Origin of the sequence: Soonwooa sp. (assembly GCF_032062245.1) — a bacterium.
In the GTDB taxonomy this organism is placed as follows: domain Bacteria; phylum Bacteroidota; class Bacteroidia; order Flavobacteriales; family Weeksellaceae; genus Soonwooa.
Window position 1 is genome coordinate 35,091 of sequence record NZ_DAMBQF010000014.1, and the last position, 24,151, is coordinate 59,241.

The 24,151-nt window shown below is 34.5% G+C and carries 22 protein-coding genes; 17 read left to right on the forward strand and 5 right to left on the reverse strand.

Annotated features, from left to right (window positions below; all coding sequences use genetic code 11):
- The first annotated feature begins 53 nt into the window (after positions 1 to 53).
- The 9 genes from pdxA to RT037_RS08485 all read left to right on the forward strand — a co-directional run bounded on the left by pdxA (position 54) and on the right by RT037_RS08485 (position 7,974).
- Complete coding sequence (gene pdxA, locus RT037_RS08445) at positions 54 to 1,145, forward strand: 4-hydroxythreonine-4-phosphate dehydrogenase PdxA (RefSeq protein ID WP_313029955.1); 1,092 nt, start codon at positions 54 to 56, stop codon at positions 1,143 to 1,145.
- A gap of 82 nt (positions 1,146 to 1,227) precedes the next feature.
- Complete coding sequence (locus RT037_RS08450; protein ID WP_312322573.1) at positions 1,228 to 1,758, forward strand: DUF177 domain-containing protein; 531 nt, start codon at positions 1,228 to 1,230, stop codon at positions 1,756 to 1,758.
- 45 nt (positions 1,759 to 1,803) lie between these two features.
- The gene (rpmF, locus tag RT037_RS08455) at positions 1,804 to 2,007 is read left to right on the forward strand and encodes a 50S ribosomal protein L32 (RefSeq protein WP_312322572.1); all 204 of its coding nucleotides are present in this window, start codon (positions 1,804 to 1,806) and stop codon (positions 2,005 to 2,007) included.
- Between the two features lie 108 nt (positions 2,008 to 2,115).
- Positions 2,116 to 2,592, forward strand: coding sequence for an acetyl-CoA carboxylase biotin carboxyl carrier protein (accB, locus tag RT037_RS08460; RefSeq protein WP_313029960.1), 477 nt, complete (start codon positions 2,116 to 2,118; stop codon positions 2,590 to 2,592).
- A gap of 91 nt (positions 2,593 to 2,683) precedes the next feature.
- A complete protein-coding gene (gene accC, locus RT037_RS08465; protein WP_313029964.1) occupies positions 2,684 to 4,042 on the forward strand; it encodes an acetyl-CoA carboxylase biotin carboxylase subunit in 1,359 nt (452 codons plus the stop codon).
- 76 nt (positions 4,043 to 4,118) lie between these two features.
- A complete protein-coding gene (rocD, locus tag RT037_RS08470; RefSeq protein WP_313029967.1) occupies positions 4,119 to 5,360 on the forward strand; it encodes an ornithine--oxo-acid transaminase in 1,242 nt (413 codons plus the stop codon).
- Positions 5,361 to 5,363: 3 nt separating this feature from the next.
- Entirely contained in the window at positions 5,364 to 6,161 is a 798-nt protein-coding gene (locus tag RT037_RS08475) for a glycosyltransferase family 2 protein (protein ID WP_313029972.1), read from the forward strand.
- Positions 6,162 to 6,164: 3 nt separating this feature from the next.
- On the forward strand, positions 6,165 to 6,950 hold the full coding sequence (locus RT037_RS08480; protein WP_313029975.1) for a glycosyltransferase family 2 protein: 786 nt from the start codon (positions 6,165 to 6,167) through the stop codon (positions 6,948 to 6,950).
- Positions 6,928 to 7,974, forward strand: coding sequence for a hypothetical protein (locus RT037_RS08485; RefSeq protein ID WP_313029978.1), 1,047 nt, complete (start codon positions 6,928 to 6,930; stop codon positions 7,972 to 7,974). The genes RT037_RS08480 and RT037_RS08485 overlap by 23 nt, the downstream gene beginning before the upstream one ends.
- On the opposite strand, the gene RT037_RS08490 is transcribed toward RT037_RS08485, so the two are convergent.
- The 3 genes from RT037_RS08490 to RT037_RS08500 are packed head-to-tail and all read right to left on the reverse strand — an operon-like array spanning position 7,963 to position 11,849.
- Positions 7,963 to 8,811: a hypothetical protein gene (locus RT037_RS08490; RefSeq protein ID WP_313029980.1), complete on the reverse strand. Its 849-nt coding sequence runs from the start codon at positions 8,809 to 8,811 to the stop codon at positions 7,963 to 7,965. The genes RT037_RS08485 and RT037_RS08490 overlap by 12 nt on opposite strands.
- A 3-nt stretch (positions 8,812 to 8,814) precedes the next feature.
- Positions 8,815 to 10,890: a glycosyltransferase gene (locus tag RT037_RS08495; RefSeq protein WP_313029983.1), complete on the reverse strand. Its 2,076-nt coding sequence runs from the start codon at positions 10,888 to 10,890 to the stop codon at positions 8,815 to 8,817.
- Positions 10,891 to 10,910: 20 nt separating this feature from the next.
- A complete protein-coding gene (locus RT037_RS08500) occupies positions 10,911 to 11,849 on the reverse strand; it encodes a glycosyl transferase family 90 (protein WP_313029987.1) in 939 nt (312 codons plus the stop codon).
- Between the two features lie 68 nt (positions 11,850 to 11,917).
- Here RT037_RS08500 and gltX point away from each other — a divergent pair, with 68 nt between their 5' ends.
- Positions 11,918 to 13,429, forward strand: coding sequence for a glutamate--tRNA ligase (gene gltX / locus RT037_RS08505; protein WP_313029989.1), 1,512 nt, complete (start codon positions 11,918 to 11,920; stop codon positions 13,427 to 13,429).
- Positions 13,430 to 13,503: 74 nt separating this feature from the next.
- Entirely contained in the window at positions 13,504 to 14,460 is a 957-nt protein-coding gene (locus tag RT037_RS08510) for an acetyl-CoA carboxylase carboxyltransferase subunit alpha (protein ID WP_312323555.1), read from the forward strand.
- A gap of 58 nt (positions 14,461 to 14,518) precedes the next feature.
- Here RT037_RS08510 and RT037_RS08515 read toward each other — a convergent pair whose 3' ends face one another.
- Complete coding sequence (locus RT037_RS08515; protein WP_313029991.1) at positions 14,519 to 15,064, reverse strand: tetratricopeptide repeat protein; 546 nt, start codon at positions 15,062 to 15,064, stop codon at positions 14,519 to 14,521.
- A gap of 404 nt (positions 15,065 to 15,468) precedes the next feature.
- Here RT037_RS08515 and RT037_RS08520 point away from each other — a divergent pair, with 404 nt between their 5' ends.
- The 5 genes from RT037_RS08520 to RT037_RS08540 all read left to right on the forward strand — a co-directional run bounded on the left by RT037_RS08520 (position 15,469) and on the right by RT037_RS08540 (position 21,495).
- A complete protein-coding gene (locus RT037_RS08520) occupies positions 15,469 to 16,485 on the forward strand; it encodes a nucleoid-associated protein (protein ID WP_312322097.1) in 1,017 nt (338 codons plus the stop codon).
- A 92-nt stretch (positions 16,486 to 16,577) separates the two neighbouring features.
- Positions 16,578 to 16,937 carry a hypothetical protein gene (locus RT037_RS08525; RefSeq protein WP_313029992.1) on the forward strand — a complete coding sequence of 120 codons (360 nt, stop codon included), beginning with the start codon at positions 16,578 to 16,580 and terminating at the stop codon, positions 16,935 to 16,937.
- Between the two features lie 64 nt (positions 16,938 to 17,001).
- A complete protein-coding gene (locus RT037_RS08530) occupies positions 17,002 to 19,389 on the forward strand; it encodes a TonB-dependent receptor (RefSeq protein WP_312322095.1) in 2,388 nt (795 codons plus the stop codon).
- Positions 19,390 to 19,435: 46 nt separating this feature from the next.
- Positions 19,436 to 19,999 (forward strand): hypothetical protein, encoded by a 564-nt coding sequence (locus RT037_RS08535; protein ID WP_312322094.1) that lies wholly within the window; start codon positions 19,436 to 19,438, stop codon positions 19,997 to 19,999.
- 161 nt (positions 20,000 to 20,160) lie between these two features.
- Positions 20,161 to 21,495, forward strand: coding sequence for a trigger factor (locus RT037_RS08540; RefSeq protein ID WP_313029997.1), 1,335 nt, complete (start codon positions 20,161 to 20,163; stop codon positions 21,493 to 21,495).
- Positions 21,496 to 21,910: 415 nt separating this feature from the next.
- On the opposite strand, the gene RT037_RS08545 is transcribed toward RT037_RS08540, so the two are convergent.
- Entirely contained in the window at positions 21,911 to 22,780 is an 870-nt protein-coding gene (locus RT037_RS08545) for a M23 family metallopeptidase (protein ID WP_313030000.1), read from the reverse strand.
- A gap of 212 nt (positions 22,781 to 22,992) precedes the next feature.
- Between RT037_RS08545 and RT037_RS08550 the strand changes: the two genes are divergently transcribed.
- The gene (locus RT037_RS08550; protein WP_313030002.1) at positions 22,993 to 24,003 is read left to right on the forward strand and encodes an NAD(P)H-dependent glycerol-3-phosphate dehydrogenase; all 1,011 of its coding nucleotides are present in this window, start codon (positions 22,993 to 22,995) and stop codon (positions 24,001 to 24,003) included.
- Positions 24,004 to 24,151 lie beyond the last annotated feature (148 nt).

The following is a 24,151-nucleotide window of genomic DNA, read 5'->3' on the forward strand; positions in this document are numbered from 1 at the left end:
TAATTTCAAAAATTGTAAATTTGTAGTTTCAATTAATATTCAAAGATAATAAAATGAGTGCGAAGCATCATAAAGTAAGAGTAGGCATTTCGATAGGTGATTTCAATGGTATTGGTCCAGAAATCATTATGAAGTCTTTAAAAGATAAAGCGATTACTGATTTCTTCACGCCAATTATTTTTGGTTCTGGTAAATTATTTAGTTATCAGAAGAATTTTTTCAAGCTTCAACACCTCAATTTCAATTACATACAAAATGTAAGAGAAGCTGCACATGGTAAAATCAACATGTTAAATCTTTCTAAAGACAACTCGAATGTAGAATTCGGTGTTCCAACGAAAGAATCGACACGTTTTGCAATTTCATCTTTAGAAGCTGCAACAGAAGCTTTGTTAAATAGAGAAATCGACGTTTTGGTTACCGCACCAATCAACAAAGACGAAATGTTGAAATATGGTTTCCAACATGCTGGTCACACAGGTTATTTCGAAGAAAAAGCAGGTCGCAAAGGTGTTATGTTTTTAATTACAAACGACCTAAAAGTTGCTGTATCAACGCATCATATTCCTTTAAAAGATGTTGCTGAAAACATTTCTACAGAAAAAATCGTTAAACAAGTTCAACAGCTTAACAAAACTCTAATTGAAGATTTCTGCATCGAAAAACCAAAAATTGCAGTTTTAGGATTAAATCCTCATGCTGGTGACGGTGGCGTTATCGGTAAAGAAGAAATCGAAATTATCCAACCAGCGATTGAAGAACTTTTTAATAGAGGGATTTTAGCTTTTGGACCTTATCCAGCGGACAGCTTCTTCCAACCTGAAAAATATAGAAAATTTGATGCGGTTTTAGCAATGTATCATGACCAAGGTTTAGCGCCTTTCAAAACGATTGCTTACAAAGAAGGTGTTAATTATACTGCCGGCTTACCAATTATCAGAACATCTCCAGATCATGGTGTTGCTTATGACATCGCGGGAAAAAATCTTGCTAACGAACAAAGTTTTAGTGAAGCTATTTTTGCAGCGATTGACATTTATCGCAACAGAATGGAATATATTGAACTTCAAAAAGGCAAGTTGCGACCACGCGTTGTTAACGCAAAAGACAACTATGACGAAGACTTACCAGAAGAAGTTAATTAAGAACAAAATAGATTCTTAAAACTTTGATTTAAAATTATTTTGTTATTTCAAAAAATAAAGTTATTTTTGCAAACCGAATTTTATGGACAAATTCAAAAATTATAACATTGCATTTACAGGTCTAAAGACAGGTAAGCATGAGTTTAGATTTGAAATCGATCAGGCGTTCTTTGATTTGTTCGGGATAGAACAAGAATTTACAAAACCAAGAATACAAGTGGATGTTTTACTTGACAAACACACTACTTTTCTAGAGTTTTGGTTTGACATAACTGGAAAAATCGAATTGATTTGCGACATTAGCAACGAAGAATTTGATCATCCAATTAAACATGACATAAAGATTCTTGTAAAACAAGGAGAAGAATATGATGACAGTAACGAGGAAGTTATCACAATACCGCATAGCGACAGCGATTTTAACATTGCACAGCTAGTCTACGAAGGTGTTATGTTAAGCGTCCCAATGAAGAAACTTTCTCCCAATCTAAAAGATGAAGACGATTATCATCAACTTTTAGAAAAATACAGTCCTAAAATAAAGGAAGAAGAGCAAGAAAACGAGATCGATCCTCGCTGGGCAGCTCTCAAAAAATTGAAAGATAATAATTAAGTATAACAATAATTCATAATAGAATTTTAAAAAAAATCACTAGTAATGGCACATCCTAAGAGAAGACAATCGTCTACAAGAAGAGATAAAAGAAGAACACATTACAAAGCTGTTGCTCCTCAATTAGCTAAAGACGCTACAACTGGAGAATTACACCTTTTCCACAGAGCGCATTGGCATGAAGGAAAACTATACTACAGAGGAAAAGTAGTATTGGAAAAAACAGTAGAAACTACTGAAGACAACTAAGATATTTAGCATAAAATATCTTATTCACGACATAAAAAACCACTCAATTTGCTCTAAATCGAGTGGTTTTTTATTATCTTTGACTTTCTAAAATAATTTACCTACAATATGGATATTAAAGACATTCAAAATCTTATTAGATTTGTTGCTAAAGCAGGCGTATCTGAAGTAAAATATAAAAACAAGGACTTCGAAATTTTAATCAAAACGCCACTAGGTGGAGAACCAGTTAGTTATGTATCTCAACCTGTTGCTTACCAAGCTCCAGTTGCGGCACCTCAAGCTGTAGCTTCTGCTCCAGCGCCGAGTTCTGCTCCAGAAGCAGCATCAGCTGATGATAGCAAATTTATCACTATTAAGTCACCGATGATTGGTACTTTCTACAGAAAACCATCACCTGACAAAGACGTTTTTGTTAACGTTGGTGATAGCATTACTTCCGACAAAGTTGTTTGTGTAATCGAAGCAATGAAATTATTCAACCAAATCGAAGCTGAAGTTAGCGGAAAAATCGTTAAGATTTTAGTTGATGACGCTACTCCTGTTGAGTACGACCAACCATTATTCTTGGTAGATCCATCGTAAGCAATTTTAGATTATAAATTATAGATTTTAGATGTTTTTTGACATTTAAAATAATTTAAAATTCAAAATTTAAAATTTAAAATTCTAAAAGATGTTCAAAAAAATATTAATTGCAAACCGTGGCGAAATCGCAATGCGAATTCTACGTACCGCAAAAGAAATGGGTATCAAAACGGTTGCAGTATATAGTACAGCAGACAAAGATAGTTTACATGTAAGATTTGCGGACGAAGCAGTGTGCATCGGCCCTGCGATGAGTAAAGATTCTTATCTAAAGATTCCTAACATTATTGCAGCTGCAGAAATTACCAATGCAGACGCTATCCATCCTGGTTACGGATTCTTATCAGAGAATGCAAACTTCTCAAGAATTTGTGCTAACAACAATATCAAATTTATTGGAGCAACGCCAGAACAGATTGAAAAAATGGGTGATAAAGCTACGGCTAAAGCAACCATGAAAGAGGCTGGAATACCATGCGTACCTGGCTCTGACGGACTAATCGATTCTTATGAAGATGCCGTGCGTATCGCTAAAGAAACCGGTTATCCAGTAATGATCAAAGCTACTGCTGGTGGTGGTGGTAAAGGTATGCGTGCTGTTTGGAAAGAAGAAGACCTAAAAGAACATTGGGAATCTGCGATCCAAGAAGCTGTCGCCGCTTTTGGAAACGGTGGAATGTACATGGAAAAACTTATTGAAGAACCACGTCATATCGAAATCCAAATTGCTGGTGACCAATACGGAAAAGCTTGTCACTTGTCAGAAAGAGATTGCTCTATCCAAAGAAGAAATCAAAAACTTATTGAAGAAACGCCTTCTCCTTTTATGACGGATGAACTTCGTGAAAAAATGGGTGAAGCCGCTGTTAAAGCTGCCGAATACATTGGTTATGAAGGGGTTGGAACGATCGAGTTTTTGGTAGACAAACACCGTAATTTCTACTTTATGGAGATGAATACTCGTATCCAAGTAGAACACCCAATTACAGAACAAGTTATCGACTACGACCTTATCCGTGAGCAAATCTTATTAGCTGCCGGAACGCCAATTTCGGGTATCAATTATTATCCAAAATTACATGCAATCGAATGTCGTATCAACGCGGAAGACCCTTATGCGGATTTCCGTCCTTCACCAGGAAAAATCACGGGGTTAAATATCCCTGGAGGTCATGGTGTAAGAGTTGACACACATGTATATTCGGGTTATGCCATACCGCCTAACTACGACTCGATGATTGCGAAGTTGATTACAACAGCACAAACAAGAGAAGAAGCAATTGCTAAAATGAAACGTGCTTTGGAAGAATTCTATATTGAAGGTGTAAAAACCACAATCCCCTTCCACAGACAGTTGTTAGACAACGAAGACTTCTTATCTGGAAATTACACAACTAAATTTATGGAATCTTTTGTGATGGATCGTCAATACGAATACAGCATTTAAGATTCAAAAATACATAACGATTGCCCAGCTTAGGTTGGGCTTTTTTTTCACTTGCAAGCGCAAAATATAAATACATATGGAAAACAACAAAGATTCAAACTACTATATAGAACTTGAGGAAAAACACGGCGCCCACAATTATCATCCACTTCCCGTGGTTTTAGAGAAAGGTGAAGGCGTCTATGTTTGGGATGTTGAAGGCAAAAAATATTATGATTTTCTGTCTGCTTATTCGGCGGTTAACCAAGGACATTCTCATCCAAAAATTGTAAAAGCATTAACAGAGCAAGCACAAACTTTAGCTTTAACTTCAAGAGCTTTCTACAATAATAAATTGGGAGAATACGAAAAGAAAATTACAACGCTTTTCGGTTTTGATAAAGTTTTACCAATGAATTCTGGAGCAGAAGCTGTGGAAACCGCTGTAAAACTAGCTCGTAAATGGAGTTATGAAGTAAAAGCTATCGCAGAAAATGCTGCAAAAATCATCGTTTGCGAAAACAACTTCCACGGAAGAACCACAACCATTGTTTCTTTTTCTAATGATCCCGATGCGAACCAAAACTACGGACCTTTCACGCCTGGTTTTGTTAAAATTCCGTACAACGATTTAAATGCTTTAGAGGAAACTTTAAAAGCTGATGCACAGAATATCGCTGCATTTCTAGCGGAGCCAATTCAAGGTGAAGCTGGCGTTTACGTTCCAGATGACGGCTTCCTGAAAGGAGCTTCTGAGCTTTGTAAAAAATATAATGTTCTTTTTATTGCGGACGAAGTACAAACAGGTATTGCAAGAACAGGAAAGCTAATTGCTTGTTATCATGAAGATGTACAGCCTGATATTTTAATTCTCGGAAAAGCACTTTCTGGCGGCATGTATCCAGTTTCTGCGGTTTTAGCCAATGATAATATTATGAACGTTATTAAACCTGGACAACACGGTTCTACATTTGGTGGAAATCCTTTAGCTTGTGCGGTTGCAGTTGCGGCTTTGGATGTTGTTGAAGAAGAAAAATTATCAGAGCGTTCACAAGAATTAGGCGAACTTTTCCGTTCTGAAATAGAAAAATTAATTCACAAAACAGATTTGATAACTGCTGTTCGAGGAAAAGGTTTGTTAAACGCTATTTTAATTAATGATACACCTGAAAGCTCTACAGCTTGGAATCTTTGTGTCGCTTTAAAAGAAAATGGACTTCTAGCAAAACCAACCCACGGAAACATTATCCGTCTTGCACCACCTTTGGTTATTAGAAAAGATGAATTGTTGGATTGTGTGAATATTATCGAAAAAACTGTTTTAGAATTTAATAAATAATTATTGAAAACTTCCCTTTTAATATCCACTTATAATTGGCCAGAAGCTTTAGATGTTTGTCTGAAAAGCGTAATGGCACAGAAAATACTTCCTGATGAAATCTTGATTGCAGACGACGGCTCTAAGTCGCCTACAAAAGATATTGTGGAAAAATATCAAAAGATATCGAAAGTGCCTGTTGTTCATATTTGGCATGAAGACAATGGTTTCGAACTGGCTAAAATTAGGAATAAAGCCATCGCAAAAGCATCGGGAGATTATATTATCCAGATTGACGGGGATTTGGTTCTTCATCCTTATTTTATTGCAGATCACAAAGCATTTGCGAAGAAAAATTCTTTTGTCCGCGCTAGTCGAATTTATATTAATGACGAACTTTCTTCTGAAAAACTGAAGTCGCAAAACATTAAAATAAATCCTTTTGCAAAAGGGATTACCAATTTTTTTAGTTCGTTTCGAATTCCTCTTTTATGGAAAAAATTTGAAACTAATTATAAAAATACGGGCGACGAACGGTGGGAAATCCATGGTTGTAATATGGCTTTCTGGCGTGATGATGCCATTGAAGTTAATGGTTACAACGAAGATTTTAAAGGTTGGGGACCAGAAGATAAAGAATTTGTTGCAAGGCTTCTAAATGCTGGAAAAGAAAAACGTTTTCTGAAAATGGGAGGTTTGGTTTTTCACATTCATCATCCAATTAATGCAAAAGAAAATTTGAAAAAGAATGAACAAATTTTCGAAGATGCCAAGAAAAACGGCGTTAAGTTCTGCGAAAACGGAATCAATCAGTATCTTTAAATCATGAAATTCGCTTTATTGATATCAACTTACAATTGGCCTTCTGCATTGGATAAGGTTTTGCAATCTGTTCAAAATCAAACGTTGAAGCCGAATGAAATTTTGATTGCGGATGACGGATCAAAAGAAGAAACCAAAACTTTAATCGAAGATTGGAAGCAAAAAAGCAAAATTCCTATTAAGCATTTTTGGCAAGAAGATGATGGTTTTCGCAAAACAATTATCATGAACAAAGCTGTTGCAGGAACGGATGCCGATTATATTGTTCAGATAGATGGTGATATTATTTTAGATAAAAACTTTATTAAAGATCATATTTCTGAGAAGCAAAAAGGTTTTTTTTTAAATGGCTCGCGGTCTTTAATTTCTGAAGAAAACACCCATAAAATTTTAGCAGAAAAAGAACTTCGCATGGATTGGGTTTCCAAAAATGTGAAAAATAAAATCAATGCGACTCGATTTCCTTTGATGGCTAATTTTTTCAGAAAAGATCATTTTAAATCCAATAATGTAAAAGGTTGTAACTTTTCATTTTGGCGTGAAGATTTCATTGCAGTAAACGGATACAACAACGATATGTCTGGTTGGGGACATGAAGATATCGAATTGGCTGCGCGACTCAATAACCTTGGTGTAAAGCAAAGACGACTAAAAATGCGTGCAATTTGCTATCATCTTCATCACGATTATTTTGATCGTAAAAACGAACAAACGAACTTCTCAACCTATGAAAAAGTAGTTGAAGAAAAAATTGTTACTTGTAAAAATGGCTATCAACAAAGTATTTGAAAATAAAACCATTTTTTTTGGAATGCCAAAAAGGTATGGTATTTACAAACTAGTTATCAAAAACCTAGAATTAATGGGTTTCAAAGTTATTGATATCAGCTTTGATGATGAACATTTTGCTTATAAAAACTTTGGTGAAAAGCTTCAAAATTTAATTCAAAAAACATTCTTAGGAAATAAAAATTATAAACAAGAACTCAAGTTTCAACATCAAAAAAATACAATCTCTAATAGAATTGATGCTGTAAACAATGTTGATTTTGCACTTCTCATTCGTCCAGATCTTTACCCAGAAAGTGTTATAAAATTGATAAAATCTAAATCTAAACTATTGGTTGGATACCAGTGGGATGGGCTAAATGTTTTTCCAAAAGTAAAAAATATAATCCCATTGTTCGATCGTTTTTTTGTGTTTGATCCTCAAGATGTTGGTGTTGAAAAATGTTTAGGGATTACAAATTTTTATTTTAATCAAGATATTTTTAGTTCTAAAAAGCAGGACGAAAATTTAGACCTGTATTTTATTGGTGTTTATACCGATTCTCGAATGGATTTTATACTTGATTTTCTACGAAAAATTAATGATTGTCATCTTAAAATTCGTTTTGAAATATTCGTTGATAATGTAGAAGAAGTCAAGGAAATACATCGCAATATTCCAAATCTACATTACATTACGGAAAAAATTAGTTTTGAAGACGCTTATCAACGTGGGCAGAGTGCGAAAACTTTTGTTGACTTTTACAATCCAAGACATAAAGGTTTGTCACTGCGAGTTTTTGAAGCTTTGGGAATGCACAAAAAACTAATTACAACGAACGCTGAAATCACAAAGCATGACTTGTATAAACCAGAAAATATTTTGGTTTACGATTCTTCGATTACGTCTGAAGTGTTACGCGATTTCCTTTCCAGCTCAATCGTTGATTCTGATTCTGAATTAATTGAAAAATACTCGTTCGAAAATTGGATAAAGAATGTGTTGGATTACAAACCTCGAATAAATATAAACTTACCCCAATAGTTTTATAAATCCGCTTAAGAAAGGATAATTAACTACAGTTTTCATTTGAAATTCTGAAAGTTTATTAAATTCTTTAATTTGATATCCTTTAATTCTTGAAAGACTTTGCCATTCATTTGGTGTAAGTGGATGAAAGTTTTTCCAGTTTTTGTAATTAGTTTTATCTAGAACTCGCCAGTTTTCATAAAACTGATTAACATCAAAGTCTTTCATGTGTCCCCAATTTCTAATTTTTTGGCTAATTTCTGCCTCACTTCTTGCCCAAGATTGATGGACAACTAAAGTATCGGTTTTTACTAATTCTTGCTCTAGATTAGCTCTTGCATACTGATAGGCAGGTGCATTAGTTGCTAGCCAAATTAATTCTTTAATAGGATTTACAACATACAACTCATCTCCGTTTTCTTTAAAAAGCATCACAATTTTACCAGCTACAGAAAGTTCTTTCCCTGGCATTTCTTTGGAAATTTGTTTAAGCTTATTAACGAAATTTTGGATATCAATAATATATTCATCAGAATCTATTTGAATATACCAATCGCATTTTCCCATACGTTCGGAAAGCATTCGTCTTTCTCTGGTATCGCAATCAATTGTTGAAAGTTCTGACACATAAAAGTTATCTCTATAAATGGTAATTTTCTTTTTGGTATCAAAATCTTTTATCCACTGAAAAAAAGAATCTGGAATTGTAAAGTCTTCATCATTCCACGTTTTAAAATCTTGATCTATTGCAAGGTAAATTTCACTAATGTCATCACAAGAATATATTAATGGAAGTGCAATTTTCAAATATTCATAATCATAAGAGATTAGAAATCCAGCTTTTATAATCATTGTTTATTTAATTAAATATTCAAAAATTTCTTTGATGTTTTCGTCTTGTTTTTTTATGGAAAAATAGCTTAAACCGTCTTCGCTATTTTTATGAAGACTATTCCATTTTTCTTCATTAGTGTAAATTTCTAAAATATTTTTTGCAAAGGCTTCTGGATCTGATATTTCAACAACTAAAGCATTGACGTTGGGCTTTAATTTCATGCCTTCAACTCCAATTGTGGTCGAAATTACAGGAATCTGATACTCCAAAGCTTGTCCTATTTTCCCTTTCACACCTGCGCCGTATCGTAAAGGTGCGACAAAGGCTTTTGCTGTCGTAAAATAGTCATCAATTTCTTGTTGGTAGCCCAAAATTTGAAACTGCGGAGAGTGTAAAGCTTTTATTTCATCTGGAACACTTCCACCAATAATGTAAACTTTGATATCTTTATTTTCTTTCCAAACCAGCGGCATTATGTCATGATGGAGATAAATAACCGAATCAATATTAGGTTTATGGTTGAAACCGCCAATAAAAACCAATCCATCACGTTCTGAGAAAGACTTTTGAGTAATATTAGTTTTAACAGTATGTATATTACTTACGATAAAAATATTATCTTTTTTGAAACCTTCATTTATTAAAATTTCTTTTTCTTGATCACTAATTGCAACAATTACATCGGCATTTTGAAGCGCTTTTTGCTCTAGTTCACGAACTTCTTTTTCTCTCTTTTGTCTTCTCCTTGTTTTGGTAAAAAAGTCTTTTTCTCGGTCAAATCGCAAATAGTGCAGATCTACCATGTCGTAGATTATTTTGGCATCAAAACCAATTTTCTGAATAACATCTAAATAATATTCATAACCTTCTGGACGGAAAATCCATATGAAATCTACTGCATTTCTTATTTGTTTAAGCTGCTTTTCCGCACGGATAATCATTTTTTTTGGAGTTAAATAATCTCTTATAACTTCAACACCAAGTTTTTGAAACAGATCTAGATAAACAAAATCCCCTTCCGAAACTCCATTTTTAATGAGTAAATAAACTTTATGATTATTGGCTATTAATATTTTTACAATTTCAGTGAAACGATTGGATCCAGAATCTTGATCAAATTTTGGCATATATTCTTCAACTATAAGAATGCTTTTGTCGTAACCTTTATTATCATTGATTCGGTAGTTTTCAGGCCCTTCTTTCCAATTCGTTTTTAGATAGTTAGTCCATTTTTCATAGAAGATTTTTGAGTTGCGATTTAAAAGATTTTTCTTATCCAAACTTATGTTTTGATAACTAACATTTTCGAAATGTAATATTTCTGATTTCGGCTGATAATAAATTTCTAAGCCTTGCTTATGCTTTAGAGTCATGCACAAGTCATTTTCCTCATAATAAGCGGGTGCAAAAACTTCATCAAAAAGATTAATGTTTCCTTCTGCATCTTTTCTTTTAAAAAGTAAACTGCAGCCAGAAGCGTAATCTACTTTTCTTATAAAGCTAAATTGAGGTGCGTCAATAGATTGCGTTGCACCTCGATTTACAATGATCTCATTTTTGAACACCAAACAACCAGCTTCTTGTAAAGTACTATTGTTGAAAATTAATTTAGAGCCAACTGCTCCAACATTTTTTTGTTCAGAAAAAACTTCTAAAAGTGCTGAAAGATAATTTTTTTGAACTTTTATGTCATTATTAAGAAGATAGATAAATTCACCTTCAGCGTATTGAATTGCTTTATTTACACTTTTAAGAAAGCCTAAATTTTCTGTATTGTTAATTAGCTTTACACCTTTGATTTTAGAAATTATTGCAGCGGTATCATCTGTACTGCAATCGTTAACTACAATTATTTCTTTTGGAATATGATCTTCATTTTGAAAAATCGAGTATAAACAATTTAAAGTGTAATGTATTTGATTGTAAACTGGAATAATAATGCTTACTTTCGGATCGGAACTTTCCTCAAAACTAAACGAATTATTTTCAAAAAAATAAATTTCTTTTAAGCTAGCATCAATTGATTTAAAAGTTTTTTTAAACTTAATATCTTTTTTAAGTTTTTTAAACTGTTTTTTTATATTCCAAAACTTCATAAATTCTACCTTCTAATTTCTTACACTAAATTAAAATACTTCTTCAAAACCAAAAGTGCAATTAAATCCTCTAAATTTTTGTTGCTAAATTTTGATCTAAATTCTTTTGCATTTTCGATGATTAATTTAGCTTCATTTGGATGATCTATATAATATTGTAGTCTTTCCTCGAGGTCCGAGTAGTTATCTGCAATTTGTACGTAATGCTCATTCGGGATCAAAGTTCCTTCCATATACCAAGTTTCCATTTTTAACTTTGGCGTTACTGCTAAGGAATTAGAGCACATTATCCATTTAAGATTAGTTGCTACATCGTTACCTTCAAGACTCAGAACAAACTTATTTTTTAAATGTTCGTCAATCGATATTTTAGGTTTCAACCATTTTTGGTCGCCTCCACTTTTGTTAACTTGCCCAAGATCACAAAGTGGATTTTCAAAATATTGATTAAAAAAATCAATGCGATGTTGCTGATGAACCGCTGCTCTGCCAATTAATTTATTGGTTTTAGAATCAAAACTTTTAGAATCATCGACCAACACAAAATGTCTCGCTTTATCGAGGTTTAAAAGAATATTATTCTCATTATTTCCTGCAATCGGGCGACTTTTTGTAATCATTGGGATTGGCAAAATCGTGTTAACATCACCAAAAGAATAATCAATCAAAAGATTCTCATCGAAATAGTGTGCGTATTCGTAAGTATCAAAATAGTACGACTTGGGTGTTTTAGGATGTTTTAAATCTTTAATTCGTGTCCCAGAATGTGTGACTTTTTGTTTTTCTGACAATTTATTATAGTAGTCAACGCGATATTCAGCAACCTCCAAATCTCTTTTACTCAAAATTTTACGAAGAGCATTAATTTTTTTTTCAAGATTTTGTTTTGGAAGAAACTGCGTTGAGTAGCCTTTTATATAAAATAAAATTTTATTTTGCTTTTCTACTTTTGTCATCATACAAACTTAGCTAAAATTAACATAATCTCTTCATTTTTCGTAAATTTGCACTCTAAATTTTTCAAACAATGGAAAGAGTAAGAGTCCGTTTTGCGCCAAGTCCTACAGGTGCTTTGCATTTGGGTGGTGTAAGAACTGCGTTATATGATTATCTTTTCGCTAAACATAACGGAGGCGATTTTGTATTAAGAATTGAAGATACCGACACGGCAAGATACGTGGAAGGTGCTGAAGATTACATTATGAAATCTCTGGAATGGTGCGGATTAATCCCTGATGAAAGTCCAATTCATGGTGGACCTTACGGACCTTATCGTCAATCTGAAAGACGTGATATTTACGATAAATATACCGAACAAATTTTAAAGACAGATTATGCTTACATCGCTTTTGATACACCAGAAGAATTGGATGCGATTCGTTCTGAATTTGAAGCGAAAGATGAAGTTTTTGCGTACAACAATTTCACGAGAAATCGCATGAAAAATAGTTTAACGCTTTCTAATGAAGAAGTGGAAAAACTAAAAGCAGATGGAGTTGCTTATGTTGTGCGTTTCAAAATGCCAGTTGGTCGTCAACTGAATATGGAAGATATCATTCGTGGAAATTTCAGTGTAAATACTGATACTTTAGATGATAAAGTTTTGGTAAAAAATGACGGAATGCCAACTTACCATTTTGCGAACATTATCGACGATCACGAAATGAAAATTTCTCACGTTATTCGTGGCGAAGAATGGTTGCCCTCACTGGGACTTCACGTTTTGTTGTACGAAGCAATGGGTTGGGAAGCTCCGCAATTTGCGCATTTATCATTGATTTTAAAACCAGAAGGAAAAGGAAAATTAAGCAAAAGAGATGGCGCTAAATTTGGTTTCCCAGTGTTCCCGATGGATTTTAAAGATCCTGAGAGCGGTGATATTTGGAAAGGATACAAAGAGTCAGGTTATTTCCCAGATGCATTCATCAATATGGTTGCTTTGTTGGGTTGGAGTCCTGCAAACGATAGAGAAATCTTGACGATGGACGAAATGATTTCTGAATTTGATCTTCATAAAGTTCACAAAGCTGGCGCAAGATTTAATCCTGAAAAAGCAGTTTGGTTTAATCACGAATATTTATTGAAAAAATCGGATGCTGAAGTTTTAGAATTGTTCAAAGAATTGGATGAGGTTAAAAATTCAAGTTTAAATAATGACACTTTGTTGAAAATTGTTTCTTTGATGAAGGAAAGAGCAAGTTTCATTAAAGATATTTATAACGATAGCAAATTTTTCTTCGAAGCGCCAACTTCTTACGACGAAAAAGCTAGCAAAAAAGCATGGAACGAAGAAACTGGAAGTTTAATGCAAGAATTCGCTGATCAACTTCAAACTTCAAACTTCGAATCAGAAACTTTAAAACAAACTATCCACGATTTTGCAGAAGCAAAAGGACTTGGAATGGGCAAAGTAATGATGCCACTTCGTTTATCTTTAGTTGGAGAACTAAAAGGACCAGATGTACCAGATATTCTTTCAATTCTTGGAAAAGACGAAAGTATTTTGAGACTTAAAAATGCTATTTCTAACATAAAATAATACATTTCGATTTTTAAAAAATTTAGATGTTATAAAAAAACGCTATTTTTGAAGATTGAATTCTTATACAAACAATGGAATACTTAGATTTTGAACAACCGGTAAAAGACCTTATGGAGCAATATGACAAATGTGCTCTAGTAGGTGAAGAAAGCGGTGTAGATGTTAAAGAATCTTGCAAAAAGATTGAAGATAAAATTCTTGCTACCAAGAAAAAAATATACGGAAACCTAACGCCTTGGCAACGTGTGCAATTATCTCGTCACCCAGACAGACCATACACTTTGGACTATATCAAAGGGATTGCGGACGAAAATAGCTTTGTGGAGTTACACGGCGACCGCAACTTTGGTGATGATCCGGCGATGATTGGCGGACTTATCAAAATAAACGGTGAAAGTGTGATGATTATCGGGACTCAAAAAGGTAGAACAACCAAAGAAAGACAACATCGTCGTTTTGGGATGTCAAACCCAGAAGGTTACCGTAAAGCTTTGCGTCTTATGAAGTTGGCGGAGAAGTTTAACATTCCGATTGTGACGTTGGTAGATACGCCGGGCGCTTATCCTGGTTTAGAAGCTGAAGAGCGTGGACAAGGTGAAGCAATTGCAAGAAATATTTTGGAAATGTGCCAAATGAAAACGCCAATTATCACCATTATTATTGGAGAAGGCGCTTCAGGAGGAGCATTAGGAATTGGTGTTGGTAACCGCGTCTATATGTTAGAAAACACTTGGTATTCTGTTATTTCACCAGAAAACTGTTCAGCAATTCTTTGGAGAAGTTGGGAGTATAAAGAAACTGCAGCCGCTACAATGAAGTTGACAGCACCTGACATGTTAAAAGAAAAATTGATCGATGCTATTATCCCAGAACCACTTGGAGGTGCGCATTATGATCCAAAACAAACTTTTGAAAATGTTAAAGAAGTGATTCTTAAAGACATTAAAACTTTATCAAAACAGTCGGGAGATCGACTAATGAAAGATCGTCAAGAGAAGTTTATCGATATGGGAGAATTCAAAGGATAAAAAAAACAAAAACGCTTCAAAAATTTGAAGCGTTTTTTATTGCATTATTCTTATTCAATTATTTATCCAAAGCCTCTTTCAACTTAATGGCATCAGCATTAGTTGCGTCATACTCAAGAGATTTTGCTATGTTCTTTTTCGCTTCCTCTTTGTTAGTTTCAAACTGAGAATAAGCTACAAAAAAGTGAGCATAAGCCAAATTTGTTTTACTAGCCTCTAATTCCTCAGGCTTAACTAGATTAATATATTTTTGATACGAAGACGTTGCATTCGGCACATCTTTCAAAGATTGATATACATAACCTTCACTATAGTATGCTGGCGCCCAATCTGGAAGCGCAGTTGTTACTTTTTTCCAAGTTTCTAACGCATTCGTCCAATCCTTCGCATCTTGATAAGCAACCGCAAGATTCACTAGCGCATTATTATCTTTTGGATTAACTTCCACTTGTTTTTTCAAAGCGTCGATAGCTGGATTCACTTGCTCTTGTGTCACTTGCATTTCTGGCGACTTTTTCATTGAAGTTTGAGCCGTTACAAAACTTGCTGACCCGAATAATAAAATTCCTAAAACCGCATTTTTAATTAATACCTTATTCATCATAATTCTAATTTTTAATTAATATTCGTTTTTACAAAAATTAACCAAACAATAATAATTCCATGACAAACATCATGTTTAGAAAAATTTAATATTTTTCTAAACATATTAACTATTTTATTAAAAACTTTAATACAATTTATAATTTTTTAGGAAGCATATTTCTATTTGGGCGTGCCGCTTTTCCTAGCTTATCTCAACCAAAGCGTCGGTCTCCGCGCAGTCGCTGTTAGTTGAGGAGGCGGCTTTCGCTTCGCTCAGCCGCTGCCTCAACTCACGAGCTCCAACAATGCGCTTTGCCCTCACGCATCCGTTGACAGATTTCTCAAAAAAAGAAAGACATCAGAAAATTGATATCGAATCTTAATTTCTGATTCCTATCTTTGCAATCCTAAAAGATTATAAACATGTTTTCTAAAATCGTTGTACATAAAGTTGGTAACAAAATCAATGGTGATCCGTTAATCCTTTCTCAGGAAGAGCTAGAGTTGCACGAAGATATGAAAGAGATGCTAGGAAATTATTTCCTTAACGCTTTCAAATCCGAAGAGCAATTTCAGTTTTATAGCGACACTTATTTGGTTAACAATCCTGTGTACAGTTCGGTTGCCGAAATTTTTGAAGACAAAAGCAAATTCCTGTGGGAATCCGAAAATATCGCAAAACATCTTTACGAAGCAGCAGAAAATCCACGCGTTCAAAATGGCGAAGTTTTCATCGTGTTTTTTGATTCCGAAGAAGATCCAGAAGGCGGAAAAATCGACAAAATCGGAATTTTCAAAACCGAAAAAAGAGAAGCTTTTCTCAAAATTTATCCTCAAAACGAATCTTTCGCAGTTGAAAGAGATTTCGGAATTGGCCTTTCAAAAATTGACAAAGCAGCGCTTATTTATAATAATGATAAAGAATCTGGTTACATTTTGTCCGTTGTTGATAACAACAAAAACGGTGACATGTATTATTGGTTCGAGGATTTCTTAAAAGTGAAACAACGCGACAACGACTTCTTCCACACACAAGAGACTTTGGCGGTTTACAAAGATTATATCACGACACAACTTCCTCAAGAATTTGAAGTGTCAAGAGCCGATCAAGCGGACTTTCTTAACAAGTCCATTAACTTCTTCAAAGAAAAAGAAGAATTCAAATACGATGATTTTGTTAACGAAATTTTGGTAGACGAGCACGTTATAGAAAGTTTTTCAAACTTTAAAACCGATTATGAAAACGATATGCAAGTTAGCATTTCGGAAGATTTTCCAATTAATCAATCAGCGGTTAAAAAGCAACAACGCCACTTCAAATCAGTCATTAAACTTGATAAAAACTTCCATATCTACGTTCATGGCGATCGCGACAAACTAGAAACTGGACAAGACGAAAAAGGTAAATATTACCGTCTTTACTTCGATTCCGAAAAATAATCGTAACAAATTTTAGTTTTTAAAGACATATAACAACACATAATTGTTTTTGAATTAAATATATCAAAATATAAAACACTAACTTTGTAAAGATGTTTAGAAAAAACCAACAACATAAATCGATAATCTCCAGTTTTATAGCTGGACTTTATTTGTTGTTGCTTGTCTTTTCGCCTTATTTACATCAACATCATTCCGAATTTCAACTTAACTTTTCGACTTCGAAGGACGTAAAATTTGAGAAGAATTCTTTAGAAAAATTCACGAGTGCTAATGACTGTTTGGCTTGTCATTTTTTGACGACCAACCATAGCATCGAACCACTCGACTTTGAATTTTCATCACTAAAAATCTTTTCGGAAAAGCAGGAGTTTGCAGTTTTGCAGTCAAGCTTTTTCAATTACAATATTACCAGCCTCTATTTGCGAGGTCCTCCTGTTTTTCAGTTATAATAGCAATTAAATTCATTCCATTTGGGCTTTCCATTTTGGATATGTTATACTGAAATTCAACTTAATGAAAACAATATTCAAAGTAATGTTTCTCCTTTTGGGGACAACATTGTTAATGGCGCAATCTATGTACAAAGTAGAGGGCGTGGTGAAGGATTTTCATGACAAATCTGCGTTGCGTGATGCAACCGTTGTCGTGGGAAGTCTTTCGACAAAAACGGATGCAAAAGGTAATTTCACACTTTCAAACATCAAAGCTGGGACTTACAACATTATCGTAACGCACCCAAAATGTAACGCTTACGAATCCAAAATAGAACTTAACAAAAATCTACATTTGGAAATTCTGTTGGAGCATCACACAGAAGAAATTGCAAGCATTACGATACATGCGCCACACAAATCCAAAGGCGCAATCATTATCAAGAGTTTGGATAAAGAAAACATCGAACGAAATTCCACAGAGAATCTCGGTAATCTGTTGACCAAAATCTCTGGTGTTGGAACTTTGAAAACCGGAAACAGCATCGCCAAGCCGATTATCCACGGTATGTACGGCAGCCGAATTTCCATTATCAACAATGGTGTAAAATTGGCGGAACAAGAATGGGGTGTAGAACATGCTCCTAATGTTGACATCACCAATTTTGAACACATCGATGTGATAAAAGGCGCTTCAGCTCTCAAATACGGAACGGACACTGTTGGTGGCGTTGTCGTTTTGGAACCTGAGATTTACAAAAAGAAAGACAGCATAAGTGGATCGGCTAATCTTTCGGGGATGTCGAATGGTCGTGGACTTGGCGTAGACCTTAAAGTTTTAAAAACGTGGGAAAATGGTTGGGCAATCAAAACCAATGGAAGCTACAAAAAGCTTGGTGATTTATCCGCGCCTAACTATGATTTGATGAACACGGGAAGCGAGTTTTCTTCTTTTAACTTTACGGTTCAAAAGAATGAATTCAAGCAAGGGATTTCATTTGACTATTATGTCACAAATCAAAACTTAGGGATTTTCCGAGGTTCGCATGTTGGTAATGACAAAGATTTTTATTTGGCTATGACCGCGCCAGAACCTCTGTATATGAGAGATTTTGGGTATTCGATTGATAATCCTAGACAAGAAATCGAACATCATATTGCGAAAGTTTCGGGTTTTAAACGATTTGAAAATTTAGGCAAGATTTCGGCATCTTACAGCTTCCAGTATAATCATCGAAAAGAATATGATCTTCGTCGTGGTGACTTGAATAGTATCCCAAGTTTGGATTTGGAATTGATTACCAATCAGTTCAACATTAATGATCTTTTGGAACGCGAAAAAGGGTCTTTGGAAACAGGCATTGATTTGATGTATCAAAACAACTACTCGAATCCGAAAACCCAAGCCAGACGTTTGGTTCCGAATTATGATAAGTATTCGGGAGGTTTATATTCTATTTTTAAATACAAGCTGCTATCAAACCTAAATGTTGAAGCTGGCGCACGTTACGATGCAACCAAGTACAATGTAGTAAAGTGGTATGATTACAAAGATTGGACGAATAATTATGCGCAAGATTTTTCGCAGTTTTATGTGCGAACGTATCAAAATCGTGTATTGACTAATCCGATTCTTAATTTTAAAAACTTTTCTTACAATGTTGGAATCGACTGGAAAGCCAGTCCAAATTTTGGAGTGAAATTTAATTATGCAAAAGTAGAAAGAACACCAAATGTTGCAGAGCTTTTTGCTGAAGGTCTACATCATTCTGCTGCCATTATCGAAAAAGGAAATATGCGTTTGCAGAACGAATCTGGTCATCAATTCAATTTGTTGATTGATGGGAAAGATGATGTTTTGAAAGGTTTTGATTTTAGTATCAATCCATACTATTTCATCACCAATAATTTTATTAATCAGATTCCGACTGGCATTCAGCAAGCGACGCAAGTTGGTCCTTTTCCAGTTTGGGAATATCGTCAAATCAATGCAAAAATGTTGGGCGTTGATGTCGATGTTAATCTCCATTTGACAGACGACCTCACCTATCGTGGTCGTGGTGCTTATCTTTATGGACAAGACACCACCAACGATGAGCCTTTGATCTTGATGATGCCAACCAACTTTAGCAACAGTTTGGAATACCAACGTAAAGATTGGAAAAATTTCTACATTAATTTAGAAAACAGAATAGTTTTAAAACAAAATCGTTTCCCGATTCATAATTCAGAAATTACGTTTTATGAAGGCGGTGTCGAAGTAACAAAAACGGTAAATTTTAGTACGCCGCCTCCAGCTTACAATCTTTGGAATGTCCAAGCAGGATTTAATTTAACAAAAAAACTTGCGGCTGGCGTAACTGTTCAAAATTTATTTAACAAAGCTTATCGCGATTATCTCAACCGTCTTAGATATTTTTCGGACGATATGGGACGCAATATTATTATCAATTTCAGATACAATTTTTAGTATCATTATTTAAAATTTTAATTAAACTTTTTTAAAACAAATCAAAATGAAAAACATATTATCAATTAGAACATTAAGCACATTATTCGTATTAACATTATTAAGTTTCAGCATCGTATCTTGTAGCCGAGACAACGACTTCGAAGCGGATGATCTTCCACAAGAAGAATTAACGAATATCGTTTTGCATGTTAAAAATTTGACAACCAATAATGTCCAAGATTATAATTACAGCGTAGGATCTGGTGCGGCACCCGCAATAAAATTAGAAGACGGAAAAAGCTATGAAGTTACTGCTCAATTTATGAATGGTAGCGAAGATGTAACCAGCGAAATTGATATGGCAAAAGATGAACATTTTTTGATTTTCAATTTTCCAAAATCGGAGATCCAATTGGAGCGTCTAGATACACCCAACAAAAAAGGCGTGCGTGTTGGTCTTAAAACAAAATGGACTGTTGTAAAAGCTGCAAAAGATTCTTCTCCCAAATTAATAATGACATTGTTCCACGAGCCAGCTTCAGCAAACGAAAACCTTAATGGAACAGCTTGGGGAAGTGTAACTGGTGGCGAGACAGATGCAGAAGCAACTTTCGGTATCACGAATTAAGATCTTAAGAATCAATTTTGTTGAAGAAAATAAACAAAATCTTCGATAAAATTAAAATTAACATATTTTATGAGCGATTTGCTATGATTAGTCTAAGGATTAATTTTGCAAATCGCTCTTTTTTGACTATTTTTGCCAACTAAAATTTCAATTAATTAATAATGAACGTTACAGCAAAAAACCATGACGAAGTAAGTGCATTACTTACTGTAACTTTGGATAAATCAGATTACAAAGAAAAAGTTGACAAAACTTTAATTAACTACGCTAAAAATGCGCAAGTACCTGGATTCAGAAAAGGAAAAGTGCCCTTAAGTATGGTTAAAAAACAATATGAAGCTGGTATCGCTTTTGAAGAAATCAACAAGCAAATCTCTGAGGCGCTTAACGCTTATGTTAATGATAACAAATTGAGATTGGTAGGTCAACCAGTACCTCTTCCAGTTAACGAGTTAGACTACAATGCTGATCAAGTTTCTGTAGCTTTCGAAGTTGGTTACGAGCCAGAATTGACAATCGATCTTTCAAAATACGAAGCGCCACACTACAAAGTTGAAGCGTCTGATAAAGAAATCACTACAAGTGTAGAAAACATGCAAAAGCGTTTTGCTGAGCGTGTAGAGCAAGACAAAATCGGAAAAGATTCTTACATCGCTCTAGAAGTTAAGCAAGTTGTAGAAGAAGGTGCAGAAGGTGAGCACAACCACGCGCCAAAGCACGTTACAGCTAACAAAGAAACTAAAGCAGTATACGATCTTGTTAAGTCTCTTAAAAAAGATGAATCTGTAAAAGTTTCTAAAGAAGATTTAGTAGCTAAAGAAGATCTTGCTAAAGAATTAGGCATCAACAAAGATGAAGCTGAAAACATGCACCACAACGAAGTTGAGGTAACTGTTAAAGATATCTACGGTCTAGACTTGGCAGAACTTAACCAAGAATTGTTCGATAAAGTTTACGGTAAAGACGAAATTAAGTCTGAGGAAGAACTTAGAGAGCGTGTTAAAAAAGAGTTAGACGAGTACTTCCAACAAAATGCTGATGTACATTTCGTTAACAAAATTTTAGAACAAGTTTCTGAAAAAGAAGAAGTTAAACTTCCTGAAGCTTTCTTAACAAAATGGTTGTTGTTCTCTAACCAAAACATCCAATCTGAAGAGCAAGCAAAAGAAATTCTTGAAAACGAGAAAAACCAAATCAAATACCAAATCTTAGAAGGTAAGTTGATGACGCAAAACGAAATTTCTTTAGACTACAACGACGTATTGGCACAAGCTGAGCAGTTGGTAAGAAATCAGTTAGCAATCTACGGTATCCACCACTTATCTGACGAAGAAGTACAAAAATACGCGGTTGAAATGTTGAAAGACGAAAACCAAGTACGTCAAATCTCTTCAGAAGTTGGTATGGCAAAACTAAAAGACGCTATCCTAGAAAAAGCTAGCAAAAAAGAAACAGTAATCTCTCACGACGAGTTTCTTGAAGAGCTTAAGAAATAATTAAAGTTATACTTCACAAAAATCCCGATACTTACCAAGTTTCGGGATTTTTTTATTTTGGGTGTGTCCCTCGTTTCTCCAAAGCAAAAGCCAAAGCATCACCTCGGGTCGCTACGTTCGCTACAATTCCCCTACTCGAAAACGAAGTTGTTTTTAGCCGCTAACGATTATTTTTACTAATTTTGATAATCAAATAGTAAAAACGCACTAAAGCATAACTAATTGATTATCAATAGTAAAATTTAACGTTAGTCAGAATCTTTAGCTTGCCGCTCGGACGGCTCCGCTACGCTCCGCCGCCTCGCGTCAACCCAAAGGATTTTCGCTGCCATCGCTCACGCAAAATCCGTGAACAATTGATATTTACAGAAATTTAAAAAAGAAAAAAGCATCTTAAAAAGATGCTTATAATATTTTATAAATTCATGAACAACTTCGGATTAACCGGTGTATTATTTTTATGAACTTCATAATGAAGATGTGGACCAGTAGAACGTCCAGAATTTCCAGACTTCGCAATCACCTCTCCCACTTTTACATCCTGATTGTTAGCCACCGAAATACTAGATAAATGTCCGTAGAGTGTTGCAAGACCGTTACCATGCGAAATGATGACACAATTACCATAGCCACCCTTCTGTCCAGCAAATAAAACTTTACCAGCAGCCGCCGCAACAACATCAGAACCAAAAGCTACAGCAACATCAATCCCTTTATGGAACTGCATTTGATCTTTTTCAGCTGGAGCATTTTGACCTGCTTTTAAATCTTCTTTTAATGTGGCAACCGCGCCAGTACTATCAGTTGCAGCAGGCTTCAATGGTTTAACAGAAGCAAAAACAGTTTTAAACGGAATAGGATTTTTTCTTATTCCGAAGTTAGAAGAAATATAGCCCGAAGTCGGAACACCTAACGGTACTTTCTGTAATTTTTTTTCAAGATCTACTAGATACTGGCTATAACGATTACTTTGTTTTGATAGATAAACTTCGTTTGCTAAGCTATCTTTTGCAAGGTTTTCAATTCTTACATCTGATACGTTTTTGGAAACTAAAAATGAATTAAGATTACGAACCACTTGATCAACACTCAAAAGGTTTTCTTTTAGTTCGCGGTGATCAATACTGTCTTTTATCGTGTTAATTTTTACTAAATTAACTTGATAATTTTTATCATCTTTCTCAGAATAAAGCTTTCCGATTAACATGGCTTGAGCAAAAACAACAACTAATAAACATCCCAAAACGATATTAGTCTTTTTATTACTTCTCAAAAATCTCTTCATATATATCTGCTTGATTATACGTTAAAAATTAAGAATGCAAAAATAATCATTTTTTATAAAACGGTCATTTACAGTAAAATATTTAACAAACTTTAATTATTTTTTAATTCTATGAAATACCTAATAATAGGTATTTATTGATTTTGCAATGATAAATTTTCATTTTAATTATATAATTGTAGCTTTGCATTAGGTTAAAATAAGTAAACAAAATGGCAAAAACAAAATCTCCTCAACTCCCTAAAATAGGTGTTGTAGGAAGTGGAAGTTTCGCAACAGCAATTGTAAAAATGCTGACAGAAAACTGTAAAACCGTGCATTGGCATGTCCGTAACGAGTTCGTAAAAGGAGCAATCCAATTGCGTGGACACAATCCAACTTATCTTCCAATGGTTAGCTTTAACATGAAGCAACTAAAACTTACTATTGATATAAACGAACTGGTTGAAGCTTGCGACATTGTTGTCTTAGCAACGCCATCTATCTATCTTGCTGGTACTTTAGAAAATCTAAGCTGTAATTATCAAGACAAATTATTTTGTTCGGCGATTAAAGGTATTGTGCCAGAATACAATGATATTGTAGCAAATTACCTTCGTGACAAGTTCCAGATTGGTTATAAAAATCAAGCCGTAATTGCTGGTCCTTGTCATGCAGAAGAAGTTGCGATGGAGCGTCTTTCTTACCTAACAATTGCAGCAGCAGAGCAAAAAGACTCCGAAATTCTTTCCAAAATATTCTCTTCTTTCTACATCAAAGTGAACGAAAGTCTAGATATCCTTGGTAACGAATACAGCGCAATCCTGAAAAATATCTACGCCATCGGTGCTGGTATTGCTAGTGGATTGGGTTATGGTGATAACTTTATTGCGGTTTATGTTTCTAACGCAATTCGTGAAATGGAAACCTTCCTAGAAGCTGTATATCCAGAACCTCGCGACGTTAATGAAAGTGCTTATCTTGGTGACCTTTTGGTTACCGCTTACTCATTATTCTCGCGTAACCGAAATCTCGGGAACTTAATCGGGAAAGGTTATACTGTTAAATCCGCGATCCAATCGATGAACATGGTTGCTGAGGGTTATTATGCAACTAATGGTATCTACAGTATTTGTAAGGAGAAAAAATTAAAACTTCCGATTATCAACACGATTTTCGCTATTCTATATGAAGAGAAAAATGCTGAAAAACAATTTGCGAAGTTGACGGATAAATTAAATTAGAATTTCATTTAAAATAAAGGGTTTTGAATAGGCTTTGCTTGTCTTCGGATGGGGCAAAGCTTTTTTTTGTTTCAAATTTAAATTATTATCCGAAATCCCTAGCCCCGATGTTCTATGTTAATCTGCAAATTTTTCAGGTTAAAATTTT

Coding starts and splice junctions, on each gene's coding strand:
- RT037_RS08485 (WP_313029978.1), top strand. CDS start 6,928: ATGGCTATCAACAAAGTATTTGAAAATAAAACCATTTTTTTTGGAATG.
- RT037_RS08550 (WP_313030002.1), top strand. CDS start 22,993: ATGGCAAAAACAAAATCTCCTCAACTCCCTAAAATAGGTGTTGTAGGA.
- RT037_RS08500 (WP_313029987.1), bottom strand. CDS start 11,849: ATGATGACAAAAGTAGAAAAGCAAAATAAAATTTTATTTTATATAAAA.
- pdxA (WP_313029955.1), top strand. CDS start 54: ATGAGTGCGAAGCATCATAAAGTAAGAGTAGGCATTTCGATAGGTGAT.
- RT037_RS08490 (WP_313029980.1), bottom strand. CDS start 8,811: ATGATTATAAAAGCTGGATTTCTAATCTCTTATGATTATGAATATTTG.
- RT037_RS08540 (WP_313029997.1), top strand. CDS start 20,161: ATGAACGTTACAGCAAAAAACCATGACGAAGTAAGTGCATTACTTACT.
- RT037_RS08510 (WP_312323555.1), top strand. CDS start 13,504: ATGGAATACTTAGATTTTGAACAACCGGTAAAAGACCTTATGGAGCAA.
- RT037_RS08480 (WP_313029975.1), top strand. CDS start 6,165: ATGAAATTCGCTTTATTGATATCAACTTACAATTGGCCTTCTGCATTG.
- RT037_RS08525 (WP_313029992.1), top strand. CDS start 16,578: ATGTTTAGAAAAAACCAACAACATAAATCGATAATCTCCAGTTTTATA.
- RT037_RS08545 (WP_313030000.1), bottom strand. CDS start 22,780: ATGAAGAGATTTTTGAGAAGTAATAAAAAGACTAATATCGTTTTGGGA.
- gltX (WP_313029989.1), top strand. CDS start 11,918: ATGGAAAGAGTAAGAGTCCGTTTTGCGCCAAGTCCTACAGGTGCTTTG.
- RT037_RS08530 (WP_312322095.1), top strand. CDS start 17,002: ATGAAAACAATATTCAAAGTAATGTTTCTCCTTTTGGGGACAACATTG.
- RT037_RS08535 (WP_312322094.1), top strand. CDS start 19,436: ATGAAAAACATATTATCAATTAGAACATTAAGCACATTATTCGTATTA.
- rpmF (WP_312322572.1), top strand. CDS start 1,804: ATGGCACATCCTAAGAGAAGACAATCGTCTACAAGAAGAGATAAAAGA.
- RT037_RS08450 (WP_312322573.1), top strand. CDS start 1,228: ATGGACAAATTCAAAAATTATAACATTGCATTTACAGGTCTAAAGACA.
- accC (WP_313029964.1), top strand. CDS start 2,684: ATGTTCAAAAAAATATTAATTGCAAACCGTGGCGAAATCGCAATGCGA.
- RT037_RS08495 (WP_313029983.1), bottom strand. CDS start 10,890: ATGAAGTTTTGGAATATAAAAAAACAGTTTAAAAAACTTAAAAAAGAT.
- RT037_RS08515 (WP_313029991.1), bottom strand. CDS start 15,064: ATGATGAATAAGGTATTAATTAAAAATGCGGTTTTAGGAATTTTATTA.
- RT037_RS08520 (WP_312322097.1), top strand. CDS start 15,469: ATGTTTTCTAAAATCGTTGTACATAAAGTTGGTAACAAAATCAATGGT.
- accB (WP_313029960.1), top strand. CDS start 2,116: ATGGATATTAAAGACATTCAAAATCTTATTAGATTTGTTGCTAAAGCA.
- rocD (WP_313029967.1), top strand. CDS start 4,119: ATGGAAAACAACAAAGATTCAAACTACTATATAGAACTTGAGGAAAAA.